This window comes from Aminobacter carboxidus (genome assembly GCF_014863355.1).
GTDB lineage: Bacteria > Pseudomonadota > Alphaproteobacteria > Rhizobiales > Rhizobiaceae > Aminobacter > Aminobacter carboxidus.
In genome coordinates, this window is sequence record NZ_JACZEP010000018.1 from 39,915 (window position 1) to 58,743 (window position 18,829).

The 18,829-nt window shown below is 63.5% G+C and carries 17 protein-coding genes, 1 tRNA gene and 1 pseudogene; 7 read left to right on the forward strand and 12 right to left on the reverse strand.

The window, feature by feature from the left end; genetic code table 11:
• The first annotated feature begins 52 nt into the window (after positions 1 to 52).
• Positions 53 to 430: a flagellar export protein FliJ gene (locus IHE39_RS28440; RefSeq protein ID WP_184769780.1), complete on the forward strand. Its 378-nt coding sequence runs from the start codon at positions 53 to 55 to the stop codon at positions 428 to 430.
• 87 nt (positions 431 to 517) lie between these two features.
• On the opposite strand, the gene IHE39_RS28445 is transcribed toward IHE39_RS28440, so the two are convergent.
• Positions 518 to 928 (reverse strand): winged helix-turn-helix transcriptional regulator, encoded by a 411-nt coding sequence (locus IHE39_RS28445; protein WP_192568883.1) that lies wholly within the window; start codon positions 926 to 928, stop codon positions 518 to 520.
• Positions 929 to 1,023: 95 nt separating this feature from the next.
• On the opposite strand from IHE39_RS28445, the gene IHE39_RS28450 reads away from it, so the two are divergent.
• Together IHE39_RS28450 and IHE39_RS28455 are read left to right on the forward strand one after the other, a co-directional pair.
• Positions 1,024 to 1,950: an NADP-dependent oxidoreductase gene (locus tag IHE39_RS28450; protein ID WP_192568884.1), complete on the forward strand. Its 927-nt coding sequence runs from the start codon at positions 1,024 to 1,026 to the stop codon at positions 1,948 to 1,950.
• A gap of 90 nt (positions 1,951 to 2,040) precedes the next feature.
• Entirely contained in the window at positions 2,041 to 2,508 is a 468-nt protein-coding gene (locus IHE39_RS28455; RefSeq protein ID WP_192568885.1) for a paraquat-inducible protein A, read from the forward strand.
• Positions 2,509 to 2,620: 112 nt separating this feature from the next.
• Here IHE39_RS28455 and sciP read toward each other — a convergent pair whose 3' ends face one another.
• Entirely contained in the window at positions 2,621 to 2,896 is a 276-nt protein-coding gene (gene sciP / locus IHE39_RS28460; protein ID WP_013529904.1) for a CtrA inhibitor SciP, read from the reverse strand.
• Between the two features lie 268 nt (positions 2,897 to 3,164).
• On the opposite strand from sciP, the gene mnmA reads away from it, so the two are divergent.
• Together mnmA and IHE39_RS28470 are read left to right on the forward strand one after the other, a co-directional pair.
• Positions 3,165 to 4,355 (forward strand): tRNA 2-thiouridine(34) synthase MnmA, encoded by a 1,191-nt coding sequence (gene mnmA, locus IHE39_RS28465; RefSeq protein ID WP_184769776.1) that lies wholly within the window; start codon positions 3,165 to 3,167, stop codon positions 4,353 to 4,355.
• 11 nt (positions 4,356 to 4,366) lie between these two features.
• Positions 4,367 to 4,738, forward strand: a complete 372-nt coding sequence (locus IHE39_RS28470) for a YkvA family protein (RefSeq protein ID WP_192568886.1) — start codon at positions 4,367 to 4,369, stop codon at positions 4,736 to 4,738.
• Between the two features lie 49 nt (positions 4,739 to 4,787).
• On the opposite strand, the gene IHE39_RS28475 is transcribed toward IHE39_RS28470, so the two are convergent.
• Entirely contained in the window at positions 4,788 to 5,741 is a 954-nt protein-coding gene (locus IHE39_RS28475) for a Gfo/Idh/MocA family protein (protein ID WP_192568887.1), read from the reverse strand.
• A 284-nt stretch (positions 5,742 to 6,025) separates the two neighbouring features.
• On the opposite strand from IHE39_RS28475, the gene IHE39_RS28480 reads away from it, so the two are divergent.
• Positions 6,026 to 6,102, forward strand: a tRNA-Met gene (locus IHE39_RS28480).
• Between the two features lie 45 nt (positions 6,103 to 6,147).
• On the opposite strand, the gene IHE39_RS28485 is transcribed toward IHE39_RS28480, so the two are convergent.
• The 4 genes and pseudogenes from IHE39_RS28485 to IHE39_RS28500 all read right to left on the reverse strand — a co-directional run bounded on the left by IHE39_RS28485 (position 6,148) and on the right by IHE39_RS28500 (position 13,177).
• A complete protein-coding gene (locus IHE39_RS28485) occupies positions 6,148 to 7,074 on the reverse strand; it encodes a LysR family transcriptional regulator (RefSeq protein WP_192568888.1) in 927 nt (308 codons plus the stop codon).
• A gap of 272 nt (positions 7,075 to 7,346) precedes the next feature.
• On the reverse strand, positions 7,347 to 8,957 hold the full coding sequence (locus IHE39_RS28490; protein WP_343070139.1) for a TadE/TadG family type IV pilus assembly protein: 1,611 nt from the start codon (positions 8,955 to 8,957) through the stop codon (positions 7,347 to 7,349).
• Positions 8,958 to 9,058: 101 nt separating this feature from the next.
• Complete coding sequence (locus IHE39_RS28495) at positions 9,059 to 10,681, reverse strand: peptidoglycan D,D-transpeptidase FtsI family protein (RefSeq protein ID WP_192568890.1); 1,623 nt, start codon at positions 10,679 to 10,681, stop codon at positions 9,059 to 9,061.
• A gap of 49 nt (positions 10,682 to 10,730) precedes the next feature.
• Positions 10,731 to 13,177: pseudogene (locus tag IHE39_RS28500) on the reverse strand (penicillin-binding protein 1A).
• Positions 13,178 to 13,390: 213 nt separating this feature from the next.
• Between IHE39_RS28500 and IHE39_RS28505 the strand changes: the two are divergent.
• The gene (locus IHE39_RS28505; RefSeq protein WP_192568891.1) at positions 13,391 to 14,272 is read left to right on the forward strand and encodes a LysR substrate-binding domain-containing protein; all 882 of its coding nucleotides are present in this window, start codon (positions 13,391 to 13,393) and stop codon (positions 14,270 to 14,272) included.
• Positions 14,273 to 14,367: 95 nt separating this feature from the next.
• Here the strand turns inward: IHE39_RS28505 and IHE39_RS28510 are convergent, their stop codons facing one another.
• The 5 genes from IHE39_RS28510 to IHE39_RS28530 all read right to left on the reverse strand — a co-directional run bounded on the left by IHE39_RS28510 (position 14,368) and on the right by IHE39_RS28530 (position 18,747).
• Positions 14,368 to 15,447 (reverse strand): NAD/NADP-dependent octopine/nopaline dehydrogenase family protein, encoded by a 1,080-nt coding sequence (locus tag IHE39_RS28510; protein WP_192568892.1) that lies wholly within the window; start codon positions 15,445 to 15,447, stop codon positions 14,368 to 14,370.
• A 67-nt stretch (positions 15,448 to 15,514) separates the two neighbouring features.
• Positions 15,515 to 16,141, reverse strand: a complete 627-nt coding sequence (locus IHE39_RS28515; protein ID WP_210322315.1) for a helix-turn-helix domain-containing protein — start codon at positions 16,139 to 16,141, stop codon at positions 15,515 to 15,517.
• A gap of 30 nt (positions 16,142 to 16,171) precedes the next feature.
• Entirely contained in the window at positions 16,172 to 16,747 is a 576-nt protein-coding gene (locus tag IHE39_RS28520) for a peroxidase-related enzyme (RefSeq protein ID WP_184769767.1), read from the reverse strand.
• Entirely contained in the window at positions 16,744 to 17,244 is a 501-nt protein-coding gene (locus IHE39_RS28525; protein ID WP_184769766.1) for a CMD domain-containing protein, read from the reverse strand. Before IHE39_RS28525 ends, IHE39_RS28520 begins: the two co-directional genes overlap by 4 nt.
• A 9-nt stretch (positions 17,245 to 17,253) precedes the next feature.
• Positions 17,254 to 18,747 (reverse strand): NAD(P)-binding domain-containing protein, encoded by a 1,494-nt coding sequence (locus IHE39_RS28530; protein WP_192568893.1) that lies wholly within the window; start codon positions 18,745 to 18,747, stop codon positions 17,254 to 17,256.
• Positions 18,748 to 18,829: the final 82 nt, after the last annotated feature.

The window sequence follows — 18,829 nt, forward strand, 5'->3', positions numbered from 1 at the left end:
GCCGAAGTAGGCGAGTAGAAGTGCGTTTTTCGGTGTTCGGGAGTATCGGGTCATGAAGTCACGTGAGAACCTGGTCAGGCTCAAGCAGTTTCAGGTGAACGAAAAGCGCCGGCAGCTGATGCAGCTTGATTCGATGATCGCCGAGTTCGACCGCATGGCCAGCGAGCTCGAACTGCAGATCGTCGCCGAAGAAAAGAAGGCGGGGATCACCGATCTCAATCATTTCGCCTATCCGACCTTCGCCAAGGCCGCGCGGCAACGACGTGACAATCTCAAAAACTCCCAGCATGACCTGGCGCAACAGCGCGCCGCTGCTGAATCCTTACTCGCCGAAGCTGAAGCGGAGCTGTCCAAGGCAGAAATGCTGGAATCGCGCGACCGCACCACTCGCGATGCCGACGGCACCGGCCGCAGCGCGATGATCGGCTAAAAAGCTTATATTTTTCAGTAGTTTGTCGCCGCGCCCACGGCGAAGCGCGGTCTGATGGCCTGGGCATCCCCTCGGGCCCGCCACATTCTAGGCCCTGAATTCAGTCGGCTCAGCTTCGCCAGCCAATGACTGGGCACGCGAATCACGGATTTCGGGCGCATGGCGCTCCGCCCAGACCCTGATCTGGTTGAGCAAGTCCGACAGGTTGCGACCGAGATCGGTCAGCTCGTATTCGACGCGCGGCGGAATGACGGGAAAGATCTCGCGCCGCACCAGCCCGTCACGCTCCAGAATGCGCAGCGTCTGCGTCAACATCTTGGGCGTGATGCCCTCGACCTTGCGCTGCAGCTCGCCATAGCGCCGTCTGCCCGGCTTCAAAGCTCCAACGACCAGATAGACCCACTTGCTCGCCAGCATCTCGAGCACGGTGTGCGACATGCATTCGCGCCGGAAGGCGTCGTAGCCGAAAGGTGTGTCGGGGGTGCATTCACTATCCATGGGGTACCTATATATCATGCAGGTACATTCTAGACAATCGATTGATACTATCCAAATGATAGTGGCATATGCATCATCCCAAGGAGGACATTCTCATGCGTGCCATTACCCAGAACACCCTCGGTGGCCCCGAAGTGCTCGAAATTGCCGAGCAGCCGGCACCGCAGCCCAAGGCCGGCGAGGTGCTGATCCGCATCAAGGCAGCGGGCGTCAATCCGGTCGATGCCGCGGTGCGCGGCGGTTTCTATCCGCTGCTGGGCGAACCGCCCTTCGTGCTCGGATGGGACCTGTCGGGAACCGTTGAAGCCGTTGGCTCCGGCGCCAACGGCTTTGCGCCCGGCGACGAGGTCTTCGGCATGCCACGCTTCCCGGCACAGGCCGGCACCTATGCCGAACTGGCGGCGGCGCCGGCAAGCGAGGTCGTGCACAAGCCCGATGCACTCGACCATGAAGCGGCAGCCGCCCTCCCCCTTGCCGGGTTGACGGCGTGGCAAGGGCTGGTGACCGTAGGCAGGCTCGAGGCTGGCGACCGCGTCCTGATCCAGGCGGCAGCCGGCGGCGTCGGCCACATCGCCGTGCAAATCGCCAAGGCACGGGGCGCCTATGTGATTGCCACGGCCAGCCCCGGCAAGGTCGACTTCGTCCGCTCTCTCGGCGCCGACGAGGTGATCGACTACACCACGGACGATTTCGTCGCCAAGGCCGGCCCGGTCGACCTCGTCTTCGAGGCGCTTGGCGGCGATCACCCCGAGAAATCGCTGAAGGCCCTGAAGGATGGCGGCACGCTCGTCGTCCTGCTCGGCCTCTCCGAAAAGGCGGCGGCGGCAGCAGCGGAACGCGACGTCAGGGTCGAACGCATCTCGGTGCGGCCAGATGGCGAAGGCCTGAAGGAGCTGGCGAAGCTGATCGAGGCCGGCAAGCTCAAGGTCCATGTCGCAAAGAGCTTCCCGCTCGACCAGGCAGGTGCTGCGCACGCATTCCTGGCCACCAAGCCCAAGGGCAAGGTCGTTCTGGCGCTCTGAGAGCAACGCCTGAAACCCTGCAGTAAAGAGCCGGGCAGCACGGATTCTGCCCGGCTTCTCCATTGTTCAGTCTTTCGCTATAGCTTGGCGATGCGCTCGCTCACGCCCCTGATCCTGTTTGCGGCTTCCGCCTGTTTCGCACTTGGCATCGTGTTGCCGCTGATCCATGTCGATCGACTGTACTTCTTTTCCGACGAACCTTCGCTAATCGGCATGGTCGCAGCTCTCTGGAGCGGTGGCGACTGGCTGCTGGCGAGTGTCGTGGCATTGTTTTCAGTGGTGTTTCCGGCGATGAAGCTCGGTCTGCTTCACAATGCGGCCTATGCGCACGCCGGCAATGCTGCCGCCATTCCAAGCTGGTTTCGCGCGCTTTCCAACTGGTCGATGCTTGATGTCGTGCTCGTCGCGCTGGTGATCTTCGCCGCCAAGACAAGCGGCCTCGCCACGGCCTTCACCAAACCCGGCTTGTGGTTCTTCGCGGCATCCGTGGTGCTGACCGCGACGGCTTCCGCCCTGATCAAGCGCGCGCCACAGACGAGGCAACAGGCAGTCCACTGACTGCACGACCCCTTCCGGGAGCATTCGCGCTACGTTCGGAAAAGTTCGGTCCAAAACAAAAAGGGTGCGGCAAGCCGCACCCTTTCTTATTGGTTGGCCGCAACGGCCGGTGTCAGTGACGGTATTGCTGGATGCGCGTTGTGCGCAGGCCGGCAAGGCCGTATTCGTCAATGGAGGCCTGCCAGGACAAGAACTCCTCGGTCGTCAACTTGTAGCGTTGGCACGCTTCGTCGAGACTGAGCAGCCCTCCCCTGACCGCAGCGACCACTTCCGCCTTACGGCGGATAACCCACCGGCGCGTGTTGGTCGGGGGCAGATCGGCAATCGTAAGCGGGCTGCCGTCCGGCCCGATAACATATTTGACACGCGGTCTAACCAGATCGGTCATCGTACTCTCTACTAAAAACTCAAAGACCCAATCACCTGTCACACTAGCGCCACAGCTTTAAAAATTGCCTAAGCGTGTACTAAGAGCTAAGTAACGAACGTGAACAGAACGTTAGACTCTCAATCCGCAATTTAACCACCTGCCCAGTTGGCTGGCTGCTCGCCGAAAAAGGTGGGCCAGCGCGCTTCGGGTGGCACTGCGAAGAGGCTTGACCTATATTGCAGCCATTGGCATGCAGCCGATCCAAAGACAGCGGAACGCAATCCCGATGAACAGCCTGGACCTGCCCGGACGCCCCGAAGACACCCGCGTGGTTGTAGCCATGTCGGGCGGTGTCGATTCTTCCGTCGTGGCCGGCCTGCTCAAACAGGAAGGCTATGACGTCGTCGGCGTTACGCTGCAGCTCTACGATCATGGTGCTGCGACCCACCGTGCCGGCTCGTGCTGCGCCGGACAGGACATTGCCGACGCCCGCCGCGTCTCCGAGACGCTCGGCATTCCGCATTACGTGCTCGACTATGAAGAGCGCTTCCGCAAGGCGGTGATCGACCCGTTCGCCGAAAGCTATGTCGCTGGCGAGACGCCGATCCCTTGCGTGTCGTGCAACCAGACCGTCAAGTTCGCCGACCTGCTCGCCACCGCGCGCGAGTTGGGCGCCGACGCGCTCGCCACCGGTCACTACATCCGCTCCAAGCAGAACGGCGCCCACCGCGCGCTCTACCGCCCGGTCGACGCCGACCGTGACCAGAGCTATTTCCTGTTTGCCACCACCCAGGAGCAGATCGACTACCTGCGCTTTCCCTTGGGCGGCATGTCCAAGCCCGAGGTTCGCGCCGCAGCCGAGCGCATGGGCCTGACGGTCGCTGCCAAGCAGGACAGCCAGGACATCTGCTTTGTGCCGCAGGGCAAATATTCCGACATCATCGCCAAGCTGAGACCATCGGCGGCCAATCCGGGCGACATCGTCCATATCGACGGCCGCGTGCTCGGCCGCCATGAAGGCATCCTGCGATACACCATCGGCCAGCGCCGTGGCATCGGCATCGCTTCCGGCGAGCCGCTCTACGTCGTCCATATCGACGCCGAGCGCGCCCGTGTCGTCGTTGGCCCACGCGAGGCCCTGGAGACGCACAAGATCTTCCTGCGCGGCATGAACTGGCTCGGCGACGACGCGTTGTCAGGCGTCCCTGCCAGCGGCCTCGAACTCTACGCCAAGGTGCGCTCGTCGCGCCCGCCGCGTCCTGTCGTGCTGCATCACCGCGATGGCGCCACCTGGGTCGAGCTCGTCGACGGCGAGTCGGGCATCGCGCCCGGCCAGGCCTGCGTGCTCTATTCCAACGAAGGCAACGAAGCGCGTGTCTTCGGTGGCGGCTTCATCGAGCGTTCCGAGCGCCACGCCGACGCCGAGGCGATGCTGTCGCGGCTGACCGCCAGGCCGGGCCCGATCGCGGCGGAATAATTTCGACTGCAATGCTGGAAGCGGCCAAGCGCTGGGCGCGGCTGCTGAAGCGCGATGTCGTGGCGCTCTATCTCGCCGCGCGCAGCCCGCTGACACCGTGGCATGCCCGCGTGGCTGCTGCCTGCGTGGCGGCCTATGCGCTCAGCCCGGCCGATCTCATTCCCGATTTCGTGCCGGTGCTCGGCTATCTCGACGACCTGCTGATCTTGCCCTTGGGCATCTGGCTGGTGATCCGCATGATCCCGGCCGAATTGATGGCGGGCTTCCGCGCCAAGGCAGCCGAAATCACAGCCAGGCCGCGCAGCATGGCCGGCCTTGCCCTCGTGATTGTGGTGTGGCTGACGGTCCTTGCCTTTGCCGGATGGTGGTGGCTAAGGCAGTAGCAAGGTGCAGGTAGGGCACACTGCCCCAATGCCTCCCTACTGCCACGTCTCAGTCGTGCGTGACAGTCCCCGCGGTGAGGATGCGCAGCACGCCCAGCGCCTCGTCGGCACCCGTGCGCGGCTCTTCACGCGTTTCGATACAGTGGATGAAGTGCTCGAGTTCGCGCGTCAGCGGCATGGCATTTTCGAGCTCGATATAGGTCGGCTCGTTCATCGTCGACGTCCACTGCCCCTCATCCTGCCACACGGCATGACGGTAGAGCGCCAGCTTGCGCTCCAGCGGCTCGACATCGTCGAACACCGCCATGCCCTTGGTGCCGACGACGGTCAGCCGGCGCTCGCGGTAAGGGTTGAGTCGCGAGGCGAACAGATGCCCGCGCAGGCCGTTGGGGAAGCGCATGTGCAGGTGCGCGAAATCGCTGAGGTGGTTGAGCACGGCAGCACCCTCGCCACGCACCTCGATCGGCGCGGTGCCGGTGATCGCCAGGATCATCGACAGGTCGTGCGGAGCAAGATCCCACAGCGCGTCGTTTTCGGCGTGGAATTTTCCCAGTCCGAGACGGTGCGAGTGAATATAGCCGACGTCGCCGAGCTCGCCCTTGTCGACAAGCGCCTTGAGCCCCTCGAAGGCCGGGTGGAAACGCAGCACATGGCCGGTCATGAAGACACGTTTGTTGTCGCGTGCAGCCTTCACCGCGCGCTCGGCGTCGGGCACGGTCAGGGCGATAGGCTTTTCGACCAGCACGTCCTTGCCGGTTTCAACGGCACGCACGGCAAAGTCGGCATGGAACTGCGGTGGCAGCGCCATGACGACGGCATCGACATCGACGCGGGCGAACAATTCGTCGGGCGTCAGCGCGATGCAGCCATGTTCGCCGGCAAAACGCTCGGCGCGGGCCGAATCGACATCGGAGACGGCATGGAGGGCGCCAAGCGACTTCAGGGTGCGGATGTGGTTACCGCCCCAATAGCCGCATCCAAGGACTGCAATACGCGGTTTCATCAGGCTCTTTCCAAAGGCAATGATGCCGGCAGACATAGTGCCCGCGCCTTGCTAACTCAACCCCGCCCACTGCGCCATAGCACCCGCAACATGCACAAAGACCCCAGAATGCCGCCTGCGGCGGGCTGCCCGAAGGTCAGCCGATGCCCCCCGACAATTATCCTTAAACGCCCGATCTCACTGCTTGACAGGTTCGCCATCGAGACATTATATCCGCCCAACCTTGGCGAACGCATCGACGCCTGCCTCTCACAGAGACAGTGATTTCGGGCCTTCTCCACCCTGGCGGGATAGCTCAGTTGGTTAGAGCACGGGAATCATAATCCTGGGGTCGGTGGTTCGAATCCACTTCCCGCTACCACTTCCTTACATCAACATCGCATGCAGCCGGCGAAGCAGATTTCCGCTAGCCCGACATCTGCTGGATGATCCATTGCCTAAAGGCGATGACGCCTGAACTTCGCCGCTGCGCCGGCGACGTCACCAGATGGTACTGCAGATCCGAAGGGATGATTTCGTCGAAACACTTGACCAGCCGTCCCGCGGCGAGGTCGTCGGCGACCAGCGACGACCGCACCAGCGCCAGCCCGGCATCCTGCCTGCAGGCAGTGATCATGTCGGAAAAGGTCGGAAAGCTCGGCCCTGCCTGGAAATCGAAGGGATCGTCCGACCCGTCGACCGCCGGCAGCCTCTCTTTCCGATCATAGATCTGCCCATACCAGCGTTCCCAGTCCAGTACGGTGTGACGGGCGCCCTCGTAGCGCAGCAGCGGTGCGGCGCGCAGCGCCTGCCGGCTCGGCAGGGCCCGCGCAACGGTCGGAGATGAGACGGCGAATTCATAGTCGTCGGTGAGGCGGTATGCGTCCGTACCCGGCAACGTTCCCGCCAACCAGATGGCGATGCCGATCTTGTCGATGTCGAAACGCGCGCGCCGGTATTCGATGGTCACGCTGACGTCGATCTCGGGATGCGCGGCGCAAAAGCCGCCGAGCCGCGGCTGCAGCCACTGGCTGGCAAATTCCGGCGTCGTCGAGATGCTAAGTTGCTCGCTCCTGAGGCCAGGGCGTGCATTCTCCAGCACGACTTCCAGACCCGACAAGGCCGCGACGATGTCAGGTATCGCCTTTTCGGCCAGAACCGTCAGTTCGACGCCTTTCCTGCTGCGCACAAACAGCGGCGTGCCCAGCCAGGCCTCGAGTTGCGCGATCTGATGGCTGACCGCCGTCTGGGTCAGGCCCAACTCTTCGCCCGCCCGGGTGAAGCTGCGCGTACGCGCCACCGCGGCCATGGCGCGGAGGGTCTGCAGGGGCGGAAGCCGGGAGCCATTTTGCATGAAATTATCTCATGCATCGGGTGATGCGCCTTCATTGTACCTGACGCAGGATGGCATGCAAATCATGGCGAACCATGAAACGAATGCCATCCATCTCCATGAAGAAAATCTCTGATACGCTCCGCCGTGCGTTGCGACATTTCGGTCGCCGCCGCCCACCTTCGCGGCCCAGCTACCTTCGACGCGACATCGGCTTGCAGCCCAGGCCGGATCGGCCGCGCCACTGGTCGGACTTTCTCTGACGCTCGAAGCTCGGTCCGATCACGCCGCCTTCAGTGCGTGATCAGCAGCGGCGAGATCGAATTGGCGATGGTCTGGAACGCCGCCTTGAGCTCAGCGATGTTCTTGGTCGGGAAGTAGTAGGCCGGACCGGTTGCGCAGGTACTGTAGAGATCGCGATTGGCCTGGGTGTCAGCGCCCAGCACCACCGTGTAGATGATGACGTCCTGCTCCTTCAGCTTGGTGCAGACGGTCTTCGTCGCCTCGTTGACTTTCTTGAGCGCGCCGGCACGGTCGAGTGCCCCCATGCGCCCGGTATCGAGGTAGCTATAGGCACCGTAGTCGGACTTGTTGATGGCTTCCCTGGAAGCGCCGAAGACGTTGTTTTCGCCGTCGGTGAACACGACCACAACCTTCGAGGTGTCAGGCGCCTTGAAGGCATCGCCCTGCGTGAACGGCGCGCCCGGCGACAGGACGCGATAGCCCCAGGCGAGGCCCTCGGAAACGTTGGTCCCCGAACCGTACCAGAAGTTCATGTTGTCGAGTTCGCCCTTGGTCTTCTTGACGGGATCGCCACCTAGCTTCACCAGGTCCTCGGTCAACGGAACGACTGGTGTCGCACAGCCATAGTTCGGACCGGTGGTGTCGTTGGGAGTTTCCTTCAGCTTGGCGTTCGTGCGCGCCGTCGGGTCGGAATACTTCGTCCGGGATTTCTGCTTCTGGATATTAGTTCCGCCGACGACATCATCCAGGTAGCTGTTGTTGAAATATTCACCGCTATTGGGCGACTTGACCGGCCCACCGGGCTCGTCAGGAGCAAAATAGGGCACGAACAGCGTGTCGGGCTTGGTGAGATCGGGCGGCGTGTCGTCAAGCGCATAGCTGCCGGCGCGAGCCTCAACGCATCCCTTCCATTCACCGGTAGGGCCGCTTTTCCAGTTGTCCTTGAGCGCCTGGAACAGCGCCCAGTGACCGACTCGTGTCTTGGAGTCGATGTTGGCGAAGTTCTTGCCGTTCCATGATGGTTCGTCGACCGGCACCTTGTCCCTGGTATCGACCCAGGACTGATCGAACCCGACCGCGCTCTTGATGTTGACGGCGGTGACGAACGGCACAAGGGCTGCGCGGATCTGGCGTTCGGGCCGGTCGTCCTTGACCTTCTGCAACGCCTTGATGATTTCCTTGGAACCTTCGATCAGTGCCGCCATGTTGGCAGCGCCCATCGAGCCGGTGTTATCCAGCACCAGCGCGACCTCGAGCTTGGCATTCGATTCAAAGGCATTGGCCTGGGCCGCGACCTTCGCGCTCTGGCCGAAGATGAAGGCAAAGTTCAATGCCACGTTGGCGTCGGCGGTCGCTGTGGTCTTGATGTGATTGACGCTTTGCTCGACGACGAGCTTGGCCTTGGCGTTGACCAGCGCCGGCTTGTTGGCGATGTTGGTAGCGAAAAACGCATCGAAGGTGTCGTTGCGGGTCCCGGTCTGGTCGCTCAGCCGCGAGGCCGCCAGCACCGCCGAGTCGAGCGCGTTCTGCAGGTCGGATTTGGCTTTCATCAGATTGGCGACATCGAGCGCAAAGCCGACGGCGGCCAGCAGCACAGGCAGCATGATCGCGAACATCATCGCGAAATTGCCGCTTCTCGATTGCCAGAAGCGTATAAGCACCACAGCCTCCCCAGAAATCCCGAAGTGGCTATTTGCATGCAAACAATTTAAATTGAGTTTAGCAGAGTTGGTACAACCACGGGATGATCCCGGATCGGCCTTCAAAGCTCTCCCGCCGCTCCAATTTCCGTACCCTCGCTATAGGCGATGCCATTTTGGACAAACTGCGGTTGCAGGCCAAGCATTGGCAGGACGCGCCGAAGGATGGCGCCGCCAAGGGGTACGGCATTCCAGCCGGACGTCCTGAACCCATGCGTCTCCGGCAAGCCCTTGGGTTCGTCAAGGATCGTCAGCAACAGGTATCTCGGCTTATCGGCTGGAACGACGGCCATGAAGGACGTCATCACCAGATCATCGGCATAGCGTCCGTTGACGACCTTCTCCGCAGTGCCGGTCTTGCCGCCGACGATATAGCCGGCAACGGCCCCGTTCCTGGCCGAGCCGGCTTGCGCATTGTAACGCAAGAGGTAGCGCATCGCATCGGCCGTCCCTGGCGAAACAAGCCCGGAGCCGACGACGCGGCCGGCCACCGGAGCGCCCTTGATGAAGGTCGGCGTGATCAGGCGGCCGCCATTGATGAGGGCGGCGATGCCCATGCTCGCCTGCAGCGGCGTCACCGCAATGCCGTGACCGAATGAGACGGTTGCCGTCGTTACCTGCCCCCAGCTTCGCGGCAGGATCGGCGCGGCACTTTCCGGAAGTTCGGTGCGCAATCGCGACATCAGGCCAAAGCGCCGGAGATAGGCCTGCTGCGCTTCACCGCCCAGGGCCATCGCCATCCTGGCCGTCGAGATGTTCGACGAATAGATGAAAACCTCCGGGATGGTCAGCATCCGGTATTTGCCGCGATAGTCGCGGATCAATTGCCGCCCGAACCGCAACGGCTTGCGCGCGTCGATGACCGACTTCAGCGTGAACTGTCCGGAATCGAGCGCCATGGCGGTGGTCAGCGCCTTGAATGTAGAGCCCATTTCGAAGGCACCGGCGCTGATGCGGTTGAGCCGCTCGGGCCGCAGCGCATCCACAGGCGCGTTGGGGTCGAAGTCGGGAAATGAGGCCAGCGCGAGCACTTCGCCATTGTCGACGTCGAGCAGCAGGCCGGCGCCAGCCTTGGCTTTGAAGCGCACCATCGCCTTGAGGGTTTCGTCGGCAAGCGCGTGCTGGACGCGGACATCGATCGACAGCATCACAGGTTGCAATTGCTTGGTATCGCCTGTCATGCCGGCCCGATTGAGCTCCTGCAGGCCCTGGCCGTCGATCCATTTTTCGATGCCCGAGATGCCTGAATTGTCGAGATCGACGGCACCAAGCACATGGGCGGCCAGCGGGCCGTTGGGATAGATGCGGCGCTGTTCCGGGCGGACACCTATGGCCGGGAGCCCGGCGTTCCACAGCGCCTGTTTCTGCGACGGGGTGACCTGGCGCTTGAGCCAGGCGAATGCGGCATCGCTCTTCAGCCGCTGATGGAGTTTTCGCGCGTCGAGATCCGGAAAGATGGCGACCAGTTTCTCGACCGTCTCGTCGACGTCGGGCACATAGCGTGGCTCGGCATAGACCGATGCACTCGGCAGGTCGGTTGCCAAAAGGACGCCATTGCGGTCCAGGATCTGCGGCCTGGCATTGGCCACTTCCCTGAAGGCGTAGGTCGGACGCTCGCTGCCGGTCAGGCCAAGCTGCACTAGCCGTGCACCGATGGCGGCGAACAGCACGGCAAACACCGTCATGACAAACCAGATGCGGACCCCGGTACTTCTTGCGCGCGCCCTTTTCATCTCAGTAGAGCCCGCCGGTGCTGTCGAGAAGCTTGTCGCGCAGTGCCGGGGAGATGCCGCCAACGACCGGGATGGTGGACGTGACGATATCCGACGCCTCGAAACCGTCGATGACCGGGCAGTCGGCAACGCATGGCGACGTGCCCGGCTTGAAGGCCTCCCTGATCGAGCCCGGACTGCCATCGGCCACGCGCCTTCCGGTGCGCCGGTCGACGCTCTCGAACGTCATCCCCTCGGGCACCTGGAACTCGGCAACCGGCTTGCCCTTGAGGGCGACCTTCATGAAGTCGATGAAGACAGGTGCTGCCAGCCCACCGCCGGATTCGCCATATCCCATGGGTTTGGGCGTGTCGTAGCCGAGGAATACGCCGGTCACGATGTTGGGCGTGAAGCCTATGAACCAGACGTCCTTCTCGTCATTGGTGGTGCCGGTCTTGCCCGCGACCGGAACGCCCAGCGCAGACACGCTGGTTGCGGTACCGCGCTCGACAACCCCGCGCATCATCGAGGTGACCTGATAGGCAGTCATCGGATCGAGCACGTATTCGCTGATGTCCTGCAGCACCGGTTCCGGCTGATCCTGCCACGCCGCGGCATTGCAGGCGTCGCAGTTGCGCCCATCATGGCGGAAGATGGTCTTGCCGTGACGATCCTGAACCCGGTCGATCATCGATGGCTGCACCGATTTACCACCATTGGCGATGACGGCATAAGCCGAAACCAGCGCATCAGCGTGGTTTCGCCGGCGCCGAGCGACATCGGCAGATAGGGCTTGAGCTTGTCGTAAATGCCAAAACTCTGGCCGTACTGCGCCACCACGTCCATGCCGACATGTCGCGCGAGACGCACCGTCATCAGGTTTCGGCTTCTTTCGAGGCCGGCGCGCAAGGTCGAGGGACCGCTGAAGCGCCCGTCATAGTTCTTCGGTTTCCAGATCCGGCCCGCACCGTCAGGCAGTGCGATCGGCTGGTCCATCACCAGTGCTGCCGGCGTGTAGCCGATGTCGAGGGCCGCAGCGTAGACGAAAGGCTTGAACGCCGATCCCGGCTGGCGATAGGCTTGCGTGGCGCGGTTGAACTGCGACTGGGCAAAGGAGAAGCCGCCGACGCTCGCCAGGACGCGTCCGGTATGCGGGTCCATCGAGACCAGCGCTCCCTGCACTTCGGGCACTTGCCGCAGCACATAGCCCTCGTCCTGCTTCTCGACATAGACGACATCGCCGCGCGCAAGCACGCTTGCCCGGGCCTTGCCCGCCTTGGCACCGCCTGCTTGCTTCAACGCCCAGCGCATCGACTTGCCGCTGATAAGGACTATCTCCCGCTCCCGCTGCCTGCCTGAAGCCTGGCGAAGGCCGATTTCGACACCCTCGTCGGTCTTGCCGAGCACCACCGCCAGGCGCCATTCCGACACGTCGGCCAGTGGCACGATGCTTTCAAGCGCCTGCCGCCAATCGCCGTTGGTCGCGATGCGCGTTACCGGGCCACGAAAGCCCCTGCCCTGGTCGTAGGCGACAAGCCCGCGCCGCAGCGCCCTGACAGCCGCTGCCTGCAGCTTGGGATCGAGCGTCGTACGCACGGAGAGGCCGGCAGTGTAGAGCGCGGCTTCGCCGTATCGCGCAGCGACCTGCCGGCGCACCGCCTCGGTGAAGTAGTTGGCGTCGGCCACGAGCAGGTTCGGCTGGCGCTTCCTCGTGCCGAGCGGCAAGACCACCGCCGAGCGCGCCTCGCCCTGGTCGATAAATCCATTGCGCAGCATCTGCCCGATCACCCAGTTGCGCCGCTCGATGGCCCGCTTGGCATAAAGATCGGGATTGTAGTTGTTCGGCCCCTTGGGCAGCGCGGCGAGATAGGCGGCCTCGGCAACCGAAAGTTCGCCGACCGGCTTGTCGAAATAGGTCAGCGCCGCTTCGGCGATGCCATAGGCGCCGAGCCCGAAATAGACGTCGTTGAAGTAGAGTTCGAGGATCTCGTCCTTGGAAAAGGCGCGCTCGATGCGGATGGACAGCACCGCCTCGCGGATCTTGCGCTCCAGCGTACGGTCCGAGGAAAGCAGCAGGTTCTTGGCAATCTGCTGGGTGATCGTCGAGCCACCGATCATGCGCTGACCCGAGCCGAAGTTGGCCATATTGGCCCACACGGCATTGGCGAGCCCGGCAAGGTCGATGCCCGAATGGCTGTAGAAGTCCTTGTCTTCCGCCGACAGCAACGCGTGCCTGACACGCTCGGGTACGGCGGCGATCGGCAGGAAGAGGCGCCGCTCGCGCGCATATTCGGCGAGCAGCGCGCCGTCGTAGGCGTAGACCCGGGTCATGACCGCGGGCTGCCAATCCGCCAGCTCGCGATAGTCGGGCAGGCCCCTGGTGATGTCTGCGACGAGCAATGCCAAGCCACAGGCGGCAACAAGGCCGCTCAGGACAAGGAATGAAAACAGATGACTGATGAACTTCATGATGGTGCGGGCAGCTTGTCGGTTTGAGGCAGGTCCCGGAAAAAAGCGGGCGAACGACTGCTGCTCGCAAGGCTCCACCCAGGCCCGCGAGCAGGTCATAACCTGCAGGTCTTGTTCGGTATCGGCCGCAAACTGACAAAATCGCGCGGCCTCGACAAACGCTCAATATTTTGGTTACCCATGAGAAAAATATGGGCATAGGATCGAAACCACGTGGAAACATCGCAATTGCCGCTTAACGCGCTGCGCGCCTTCGAGGCTTCGGCGCGCCATTGCAGCTTCACCCGGGCCGGCATGGAGCTGTTCGTGTCGCAGACCGCGGTCAGCCATCACGTGAAGTCGCTCGAGGACGTGCTCGGGGTGAAGCTCTTCCGCCGCCTGCCCAGGGGGCTGGCACTGACAGACGAGGGCGCGGCCCTCGCCCCGGTGCTGACGGATGCCTTTCGCCGGATGACTGCAACGATGAGCCGGTTCGAGGAAGGACACTTCCATGAGGTGGTGACGGTCGGCGTGGTTGCGACTTTTGCAGTTGGCTGGCTGATGGAGCGGCTACCGGCATTCCACCAGGCCCACCCCTATCTCGACCTCAGGATCATGACCAACAACAACCGCGTCGACCTGGCCGGCGACGGGCTCGACCTGGCGATCCGCTTCGGCGACGGCTCGTGGCGCGGAACGGAGGCGATGCATCTGATCGCCTCGCCCTTGTCGCCGGTGTGTTCGCCGATGATGGCGGCAAAGCTGACGCAGCCCGCTGATCTCGCGCGTGTCGAACTGCTGCGCTCTTATCGCGCCGATGAATGGATGCGTTGGTTCGAAGCGGCCGGCGCGCCAAAGCCGGTGCTGCGCGGCATGATGTTCGACTCGTCGCTGGCGCTTGCCGAGGCAGCGGCCCGCGGCGTCGGTGTTGCGTTGGTGCCGATCAACATGTTCGAGCGCAATCTCGACGACGGACGCCTCGTCCAGCCATTCGAGACGACGGTTTCAACCGGCGACTACTGGCTCACCCGGTTGAAGTCCCATCCGGTGACACCAGGCATGCAGGCATTCGAGAACTGGCTGCTGCAGCAGTTCGGCGCACCTAGCGAGGCATGAGCATTGCTGGGCGGCGGCAACGGCGTGCTGCCGCCGGTGAGGAAAACGGCGGCGCGGCGGCCCGCCAGGAGCGCCGCGCCTGCGGTACCCAGACCTTAAGCTACCGCATATCCGTCGCGGCACAGGCCGTTGAGCGTTTCCAGCGACATCGCATCGAGGTCGAGCGCGGTCAGCAGGTCGTTCTCGGCGGTAAAGTCGCGGCCATACATCGCCGAGAAGACACGCACACCGGCTTCGTGCAGCTCGGCGGGGTAGCCGGCGAGCCGGCCGATCTTGGCGGTCATGACCAGGCCGAACGGCACGTCCTCGGTGACATAGCGGCTGTCGGCCGTGGTCGGGCCCTGCCCGCCATTGCCGGCGTCATGCATCTCCTGGTTCATCTGCGAGATCGAGCTCATCGGCACGTGGAACGACAGATGGAAATGCTGGAAGATGTTGCGCACTTCGAGGCCAAGCTTGGTGGCAATCGCAATGCGCTCCTCGTCGAGCTGCTCAAGCAGGCGGCCGACATTCGGCGTCACGTTCTGGCCCTGGCTCCAGGTCTCGCCGCGCTCCATGCGCGTCATGTTGCCGAGCGCGATGCCCATATGGTTCTGCGGATTGAGATTGGACAGCGCGATCGCCATCAGGCTGCCGCGATCGACGAAACGGTCGCCGAACAGCGTCTGGCAGATGGCCAGGCCATCGGCGCTGCGCGATGCCGGAACTGTGGCGAGGTCGACTTTCTTGCGCACGGTGTTGACGTTGACCAGCGTCGGGCTGAGCTGGCGGCCGGATACGACCGTCGTGCCCCAGCCGACGACAGGGGCGACGACACCGCGCGCGGCAAGCAGGCGCGACAGATAGAGCGCACCGAACGAGGCGTGCGAACTGATGATGATGGTCTGTTCGGCCCTGATGTAAGGCGCGATCGCGTCGAGCACCGTCTTGTGGCCATAGGCCGGCAGCGCGATCACGATCGCCTCGGCACCGGCGACAAGCGCTTCAGCACTTGCGGCCGCTGCCGGATGGAAGGTGCCTTCGACGGCGCCCTGGGCGACAAGAGCTTCGCCCCTAGCCAGCGCCTTGGTGCGCTCACCCGATGGCGACCACAACGTCGCGTGATGCCCCTGCTGTTCGAGGAACACCGCCGTTCCGAAAGCGATCGAACCCGCGCCGACAATACCTACCTGCATTCCTACATTCCTTTTCAATATCATTTCAGGCCCGGGGACCGGCATGCGCCAGTGTCGCCGGGGTCGTTCACTTCGGGCGTATCAATGCCCGCGTCGTGCTGCTGCCGACCTCGCCCGAGGCCACCACCAAAAACGCCCGCGCCCCGACAGGGCCGGCGCTGGTTCCCACGCTGGTAAGCGAGTGCGGAACATCGCCGGCATAACGCGCCGTTTCGCCGGCGCGGACCCGCATTTCGTTGCCGGCGCTGCGCACCACGATCTCGCCTTCGGTGCAGTGCAGGTGCTCGATGGTACCAGCGCCATGCGGATCGCTGATAAGCTTGCCTTGAGGCTCGAAGCTCAGCAGGTACCATTCGATCAAAGGCACCATGCCGGCTGGCGACAGGATCTGCAGGGTGCAGCTGCCGTCGGCGCTGCGGATCGTCGGCGTCAGGTTCTCCGGCTGCAGGTCGATGCGGTCGCCGCGCTCTTCGGAGGCGCCGCTGATCAGGCTGTTGAGGTCGATGTTGAGCGCCCGGGTGAGGTGCCACAACGTGCCGTAGGTCGGGTTGGCATTGCCGCGTTCGATCTCCGACAGCATCGAGCGCGACACGCCCGACTTCGTCGCCAGATCGGCGAGCGTCAGCTTCTGCTGTTTCCGGTACGCCTGCAGGCGTGGCCCGATCTCCGGCGGATTGACCGAATGCATGTTCATTCCGATGCTCCCTTCCGACGCCTCGGGCAGTTATTCGGCGATCGGCTCTCCAAGTGTGTGCATCAGCCGGTTGGCCCAGCCGAACAGCGACGACGACAGGATCAGGTCGAGGATCTCGTCCTTGCCGAGCCCGGCATCGACAAGCGCCTGCATGTCCGAAGCATCGGCATCGGAGGGGCATTTCGACAGCTTGACCGAAAAATCGAGGATCGCCTTCAATCGCGGCTCGATCTCCGCGTCGACGCCATCGGCGAAAATCGCCGCAATGACCGTCTCGTCCTTGGCCAGCTGGTTGTAACGGCTGGCATGCACGGCGGCGCAATAGATGCAGCGGTTGACGATCGAAGCACCCACGGCGCCGATCTCGCGCTCGGCGCGCGACAGGCCGCCCTTGTTGTACATCACGCCGTTGAACAGCGGCGAACGGTGCGTCAGCGTCTCAACGTCATGCGCCAGCACCAGCACGTAGTCCGACACCTTGGTGTTGGACGGCGTGATCTTGAGCGCTTCGAGCTGCGCGGCACTTGCCTCGGCAAGGTCGAGCGGCTTGACGTAAGGCTTCCACTCGGGGATTGCCGTGGTGAATTCGTGAACGACCTTGCTCATGCCAGCCCCCGCATCAGCCGCAGCCCGGCGGCAACTCTGATCTGATAGCTGACGAAGGCAACGAGCTCGGACAGCCGCACGATGTCGGCGTCAGTGAGGCCGGCCTCCTGCAGCAATTCGATGTCGCGCCGCGTCGCATCCTTGGGCGCATGCGCTACCAGGTCGACATGCCGGATCAGTGCCTTGAGCCTGATGTCGCTGCCGCCGTCGAACCAGATGTCGGCAATGCGCGCCGTGTCGCTGGACGGACCGGCACTGTCGAGCAGGGCTTCGAAATGCTCCTCGAAATCCTTGTCGTCGTTGATCTTGGCGATGCGGCAGGCAAGTGCCGCGCGCTCGGCATGCGTGAGCCCGCCAGATGCAACCGGCGTCAACGCGCCGTCGTGCGTTTGTTGCGTCAGCGCCATGATGTCGGCGCGTCCGGCCACCACCTCGGCCAGCGCGCTGCCCGGCTCGATGCCGACGATTGCGGCGATGACATCGTTGTTTTCGGCCATGCCGTCCTCCTATGCCTGCTTGCGGACGGTCGTCCGCGCATCGTCCGGCAGGGGCGATGCCGTCCACTCGTCGCCGCGCAGCTCGGGCGTGTCATAGTCGAGCAGGCGCTGCCAGTACTGGCCGAAATTCTCGGTGTAGAGCTTGGCCGCGATCTCGCGCGCCAGCAGCGCCGCACCTTCGCTGATGCCGGGAATGTCGCCGCTCATCTTGCCGAGGCTGGCGGCGGCGCCCGAGTTGAAGCTGTGAATGTTGGCAAGCCAAGGCGCTTGCCCCGGCTCGCGTTCGAGGAAGGTGAAATCGCCGGCGAGATAGGGGTAATTGCCGAGCTCGGTGTTTTCCTGGCCCTCGGGCGGCGTGAACCGGTCCTGCCACAACAGAATCTTGTCGGCGTAGCCGTCGAGTTCCTTGCGCGCCAGCGGATCGACACCGAAGCCGGTGCCGAGGATCAGGAAGTCACAGCGAACCGCCTTGCCCTGCGAGGTCGAAATGACGATCTCGTCGCCGTCGAGCGCGGTCGTTTCGACAGCTGCATCGAAATGGAAATAGGCATTCGGATGCCGGCTGACGCGCATCGTCGAGCCGCGCGGCGCCGGTGTCTGGGTGCGCAACGAGTAGTTCATGATCTGCCAGCGCCTGGCATCCCCGAGTTGCGGGAAAGCTGCGGTGAAGCCGAACGAGCCGATGCCCATCAGCTTGTTGACGCATGGCATCTCCTTGCGCCTGATAAGATGGCGCACTTCGGCTGCCCCTGCTTCCAGCGCCTCGGCGGCATTGTCGACGGCAGACGCGCCGACACCGACAACCACGACACGCTTGCCGCGCAGCGCGGCGAAGTCTATGTCGTCAGAGGAATGGGCCCAGTATTTGCGCGGCAGCGCGTCGACAAAGCCGGGAATGCTGGGATGCCCCATGCCGTCGCGGCCGGTCGCCATCACCACCTTGCGGGCCAGCACCGACTTTTCGGCCGCGCCTGAAAGCGTCAGCCGCATCAGGTCACCTTCGGGCAGGATTGTCTTGACCTCGACGCCGTTTTCGACCGGCAGGTCGAGCACCTTGCGGTACCACCTGAGGTATTCCATCCACATCGGGCGCGGGATCTTGTCGAGTTCGGCCCAGGTCGCGTTGCCGAACTGGGCGACGTACCAGGCACGGAAGGTCAGCGACGCCATGCCATAGGCCGGCCCGGTCAGTTGCTTGGGCGAGCGCAGCGTCTCCATGCGCGCATAGGTCAGCCACGGCCCTTCGAAGCCCTCGGGGCTACGGTCGAAGATGCGGATGTTCTGGATGCCTGCGCCGATCAGCGCGAAGCTGGCAACCATGCCGCACATGCCGCCGCCGATGACGACGACGTCGTGGACCTGCTCTTCAGCTTCGGCAGCGGTCGGCACCACCCAGTTCGACGGCGGATAGCACAGGCAGGCGAGGTCATCGCGAACGCGTTGCTCGAGCTCGGCCAGGCCGGTGGCGGCCGATTGCAGCGGCGCTTGTACGTCAAACGCCATGGGTCGCCCCTGATGTCCGGTCGAAATCATCATGTCGCATGTCCTGCCCTGCCTGCTGTCGGCCCACATCGTCGCCAGTGCG

Coding starts and splice junctions, on each gene's coding strand:
- IHE39_RS28455 (WP_192568885.1), top strand. CDS start 2,041: ATGCGCTCGCTCACGCCCCTGATCCTGTTTGCGGCTTCCGCCTGTTTC.
- IHE39_RS28510 (WP_192568892.1), bottom strand. CDS start 15,447: ATGCAGGTAGGTATTGTCGGCGCGGGTTCGATCGCTTTCGGAACGGCG.
- sciP (WP_013529904.1), bottom strand. CDS start 2,896: ATGACCGATCTGGTTAGACCGCGTGTCAAATATGTTATCGGGCCGGAC.
- IHE39_RS28450 (WP_192568884.1), top strand. CDS start 1,024: ATGCGTGCCATTACCCAGAACACCCTCGGTGGCCCCGAAGTGCTCGAA.
- IHE39_RS28470 (WP_192568886.1), top strand. CDS start 4,367: ATGCTGGAAGCGGCCAAGCGCTGGGCGCGGCTGCTGAAGCGCGATGTC.
- IHE39_RS28520 (WP_184769767.1), bottom strand. CDS start 16,747: ATGAGCAAGGTCGTTCACGAATTCACCACGGCAATCCCCGAGTGGAAG.
- IHE39_RS28445 (WP_192568883.1), bottom strand. CDS start 928: ATGGATAGTGAATGCACCCCCGACACACCTTTCGGCTACGACGCCTTC.
- IHE39_RS28495 (WP_192568890.1), bottom strand. CDS start 10,681: ATGACGGTGTTTGCCGTGCTGTTCGCCGCCATCGGTGCACGGCTAGTG.
- IHE39_RS28440 (WP_184769780.1), top strand. CDS start 53: ATGAAGTCACGTGAGAACCTGGTCAGGCTCAAGCAGTTTCAGGTGAAC.
- IHE39_RS28515 (WP_210322315.1), bottom strand. CDS start 16,141: ATGAACATGCATTCGGTCAATCCGCCGGAGATCGGGCCACGCCTGCAG.
- IHE39_RS28475 (WP_192568887.1), bottom strand. CDS start 5,741: ATGAAACCGCGTATTGCAGTCCTTGGATGCGGCTATTGGGGCGGTAAC.
- mnmA (WP_184769776.1), top strand. CDS start 3,165: ATGAACAGCCTGGACCTGCCCGGACGCCCCGAAGACACCCGCGTGGTT.
- IHE39_RS28525 (WP_184769766.1), bottom strand. CDS start 17,244: ATGGCCGAAAACAACGATGTCATCGCCGCAATCGTCGGCATCGAGCCG.
- IHE39_RS28485 (WP_192568888.1), bottom strand. CDS start 7,074: ATGCAAAATGGCTCCCGGCTTCCGCCCCTGCAGACCCTCCGCGCCATG.
- IHE39_RS28530 (WP_192568893.1), bottom strand. CDS start 18,747: ATGGCGTTTGACGTACAAGCGCCGCTGCAATCGGCCGCCACCGGCCTG.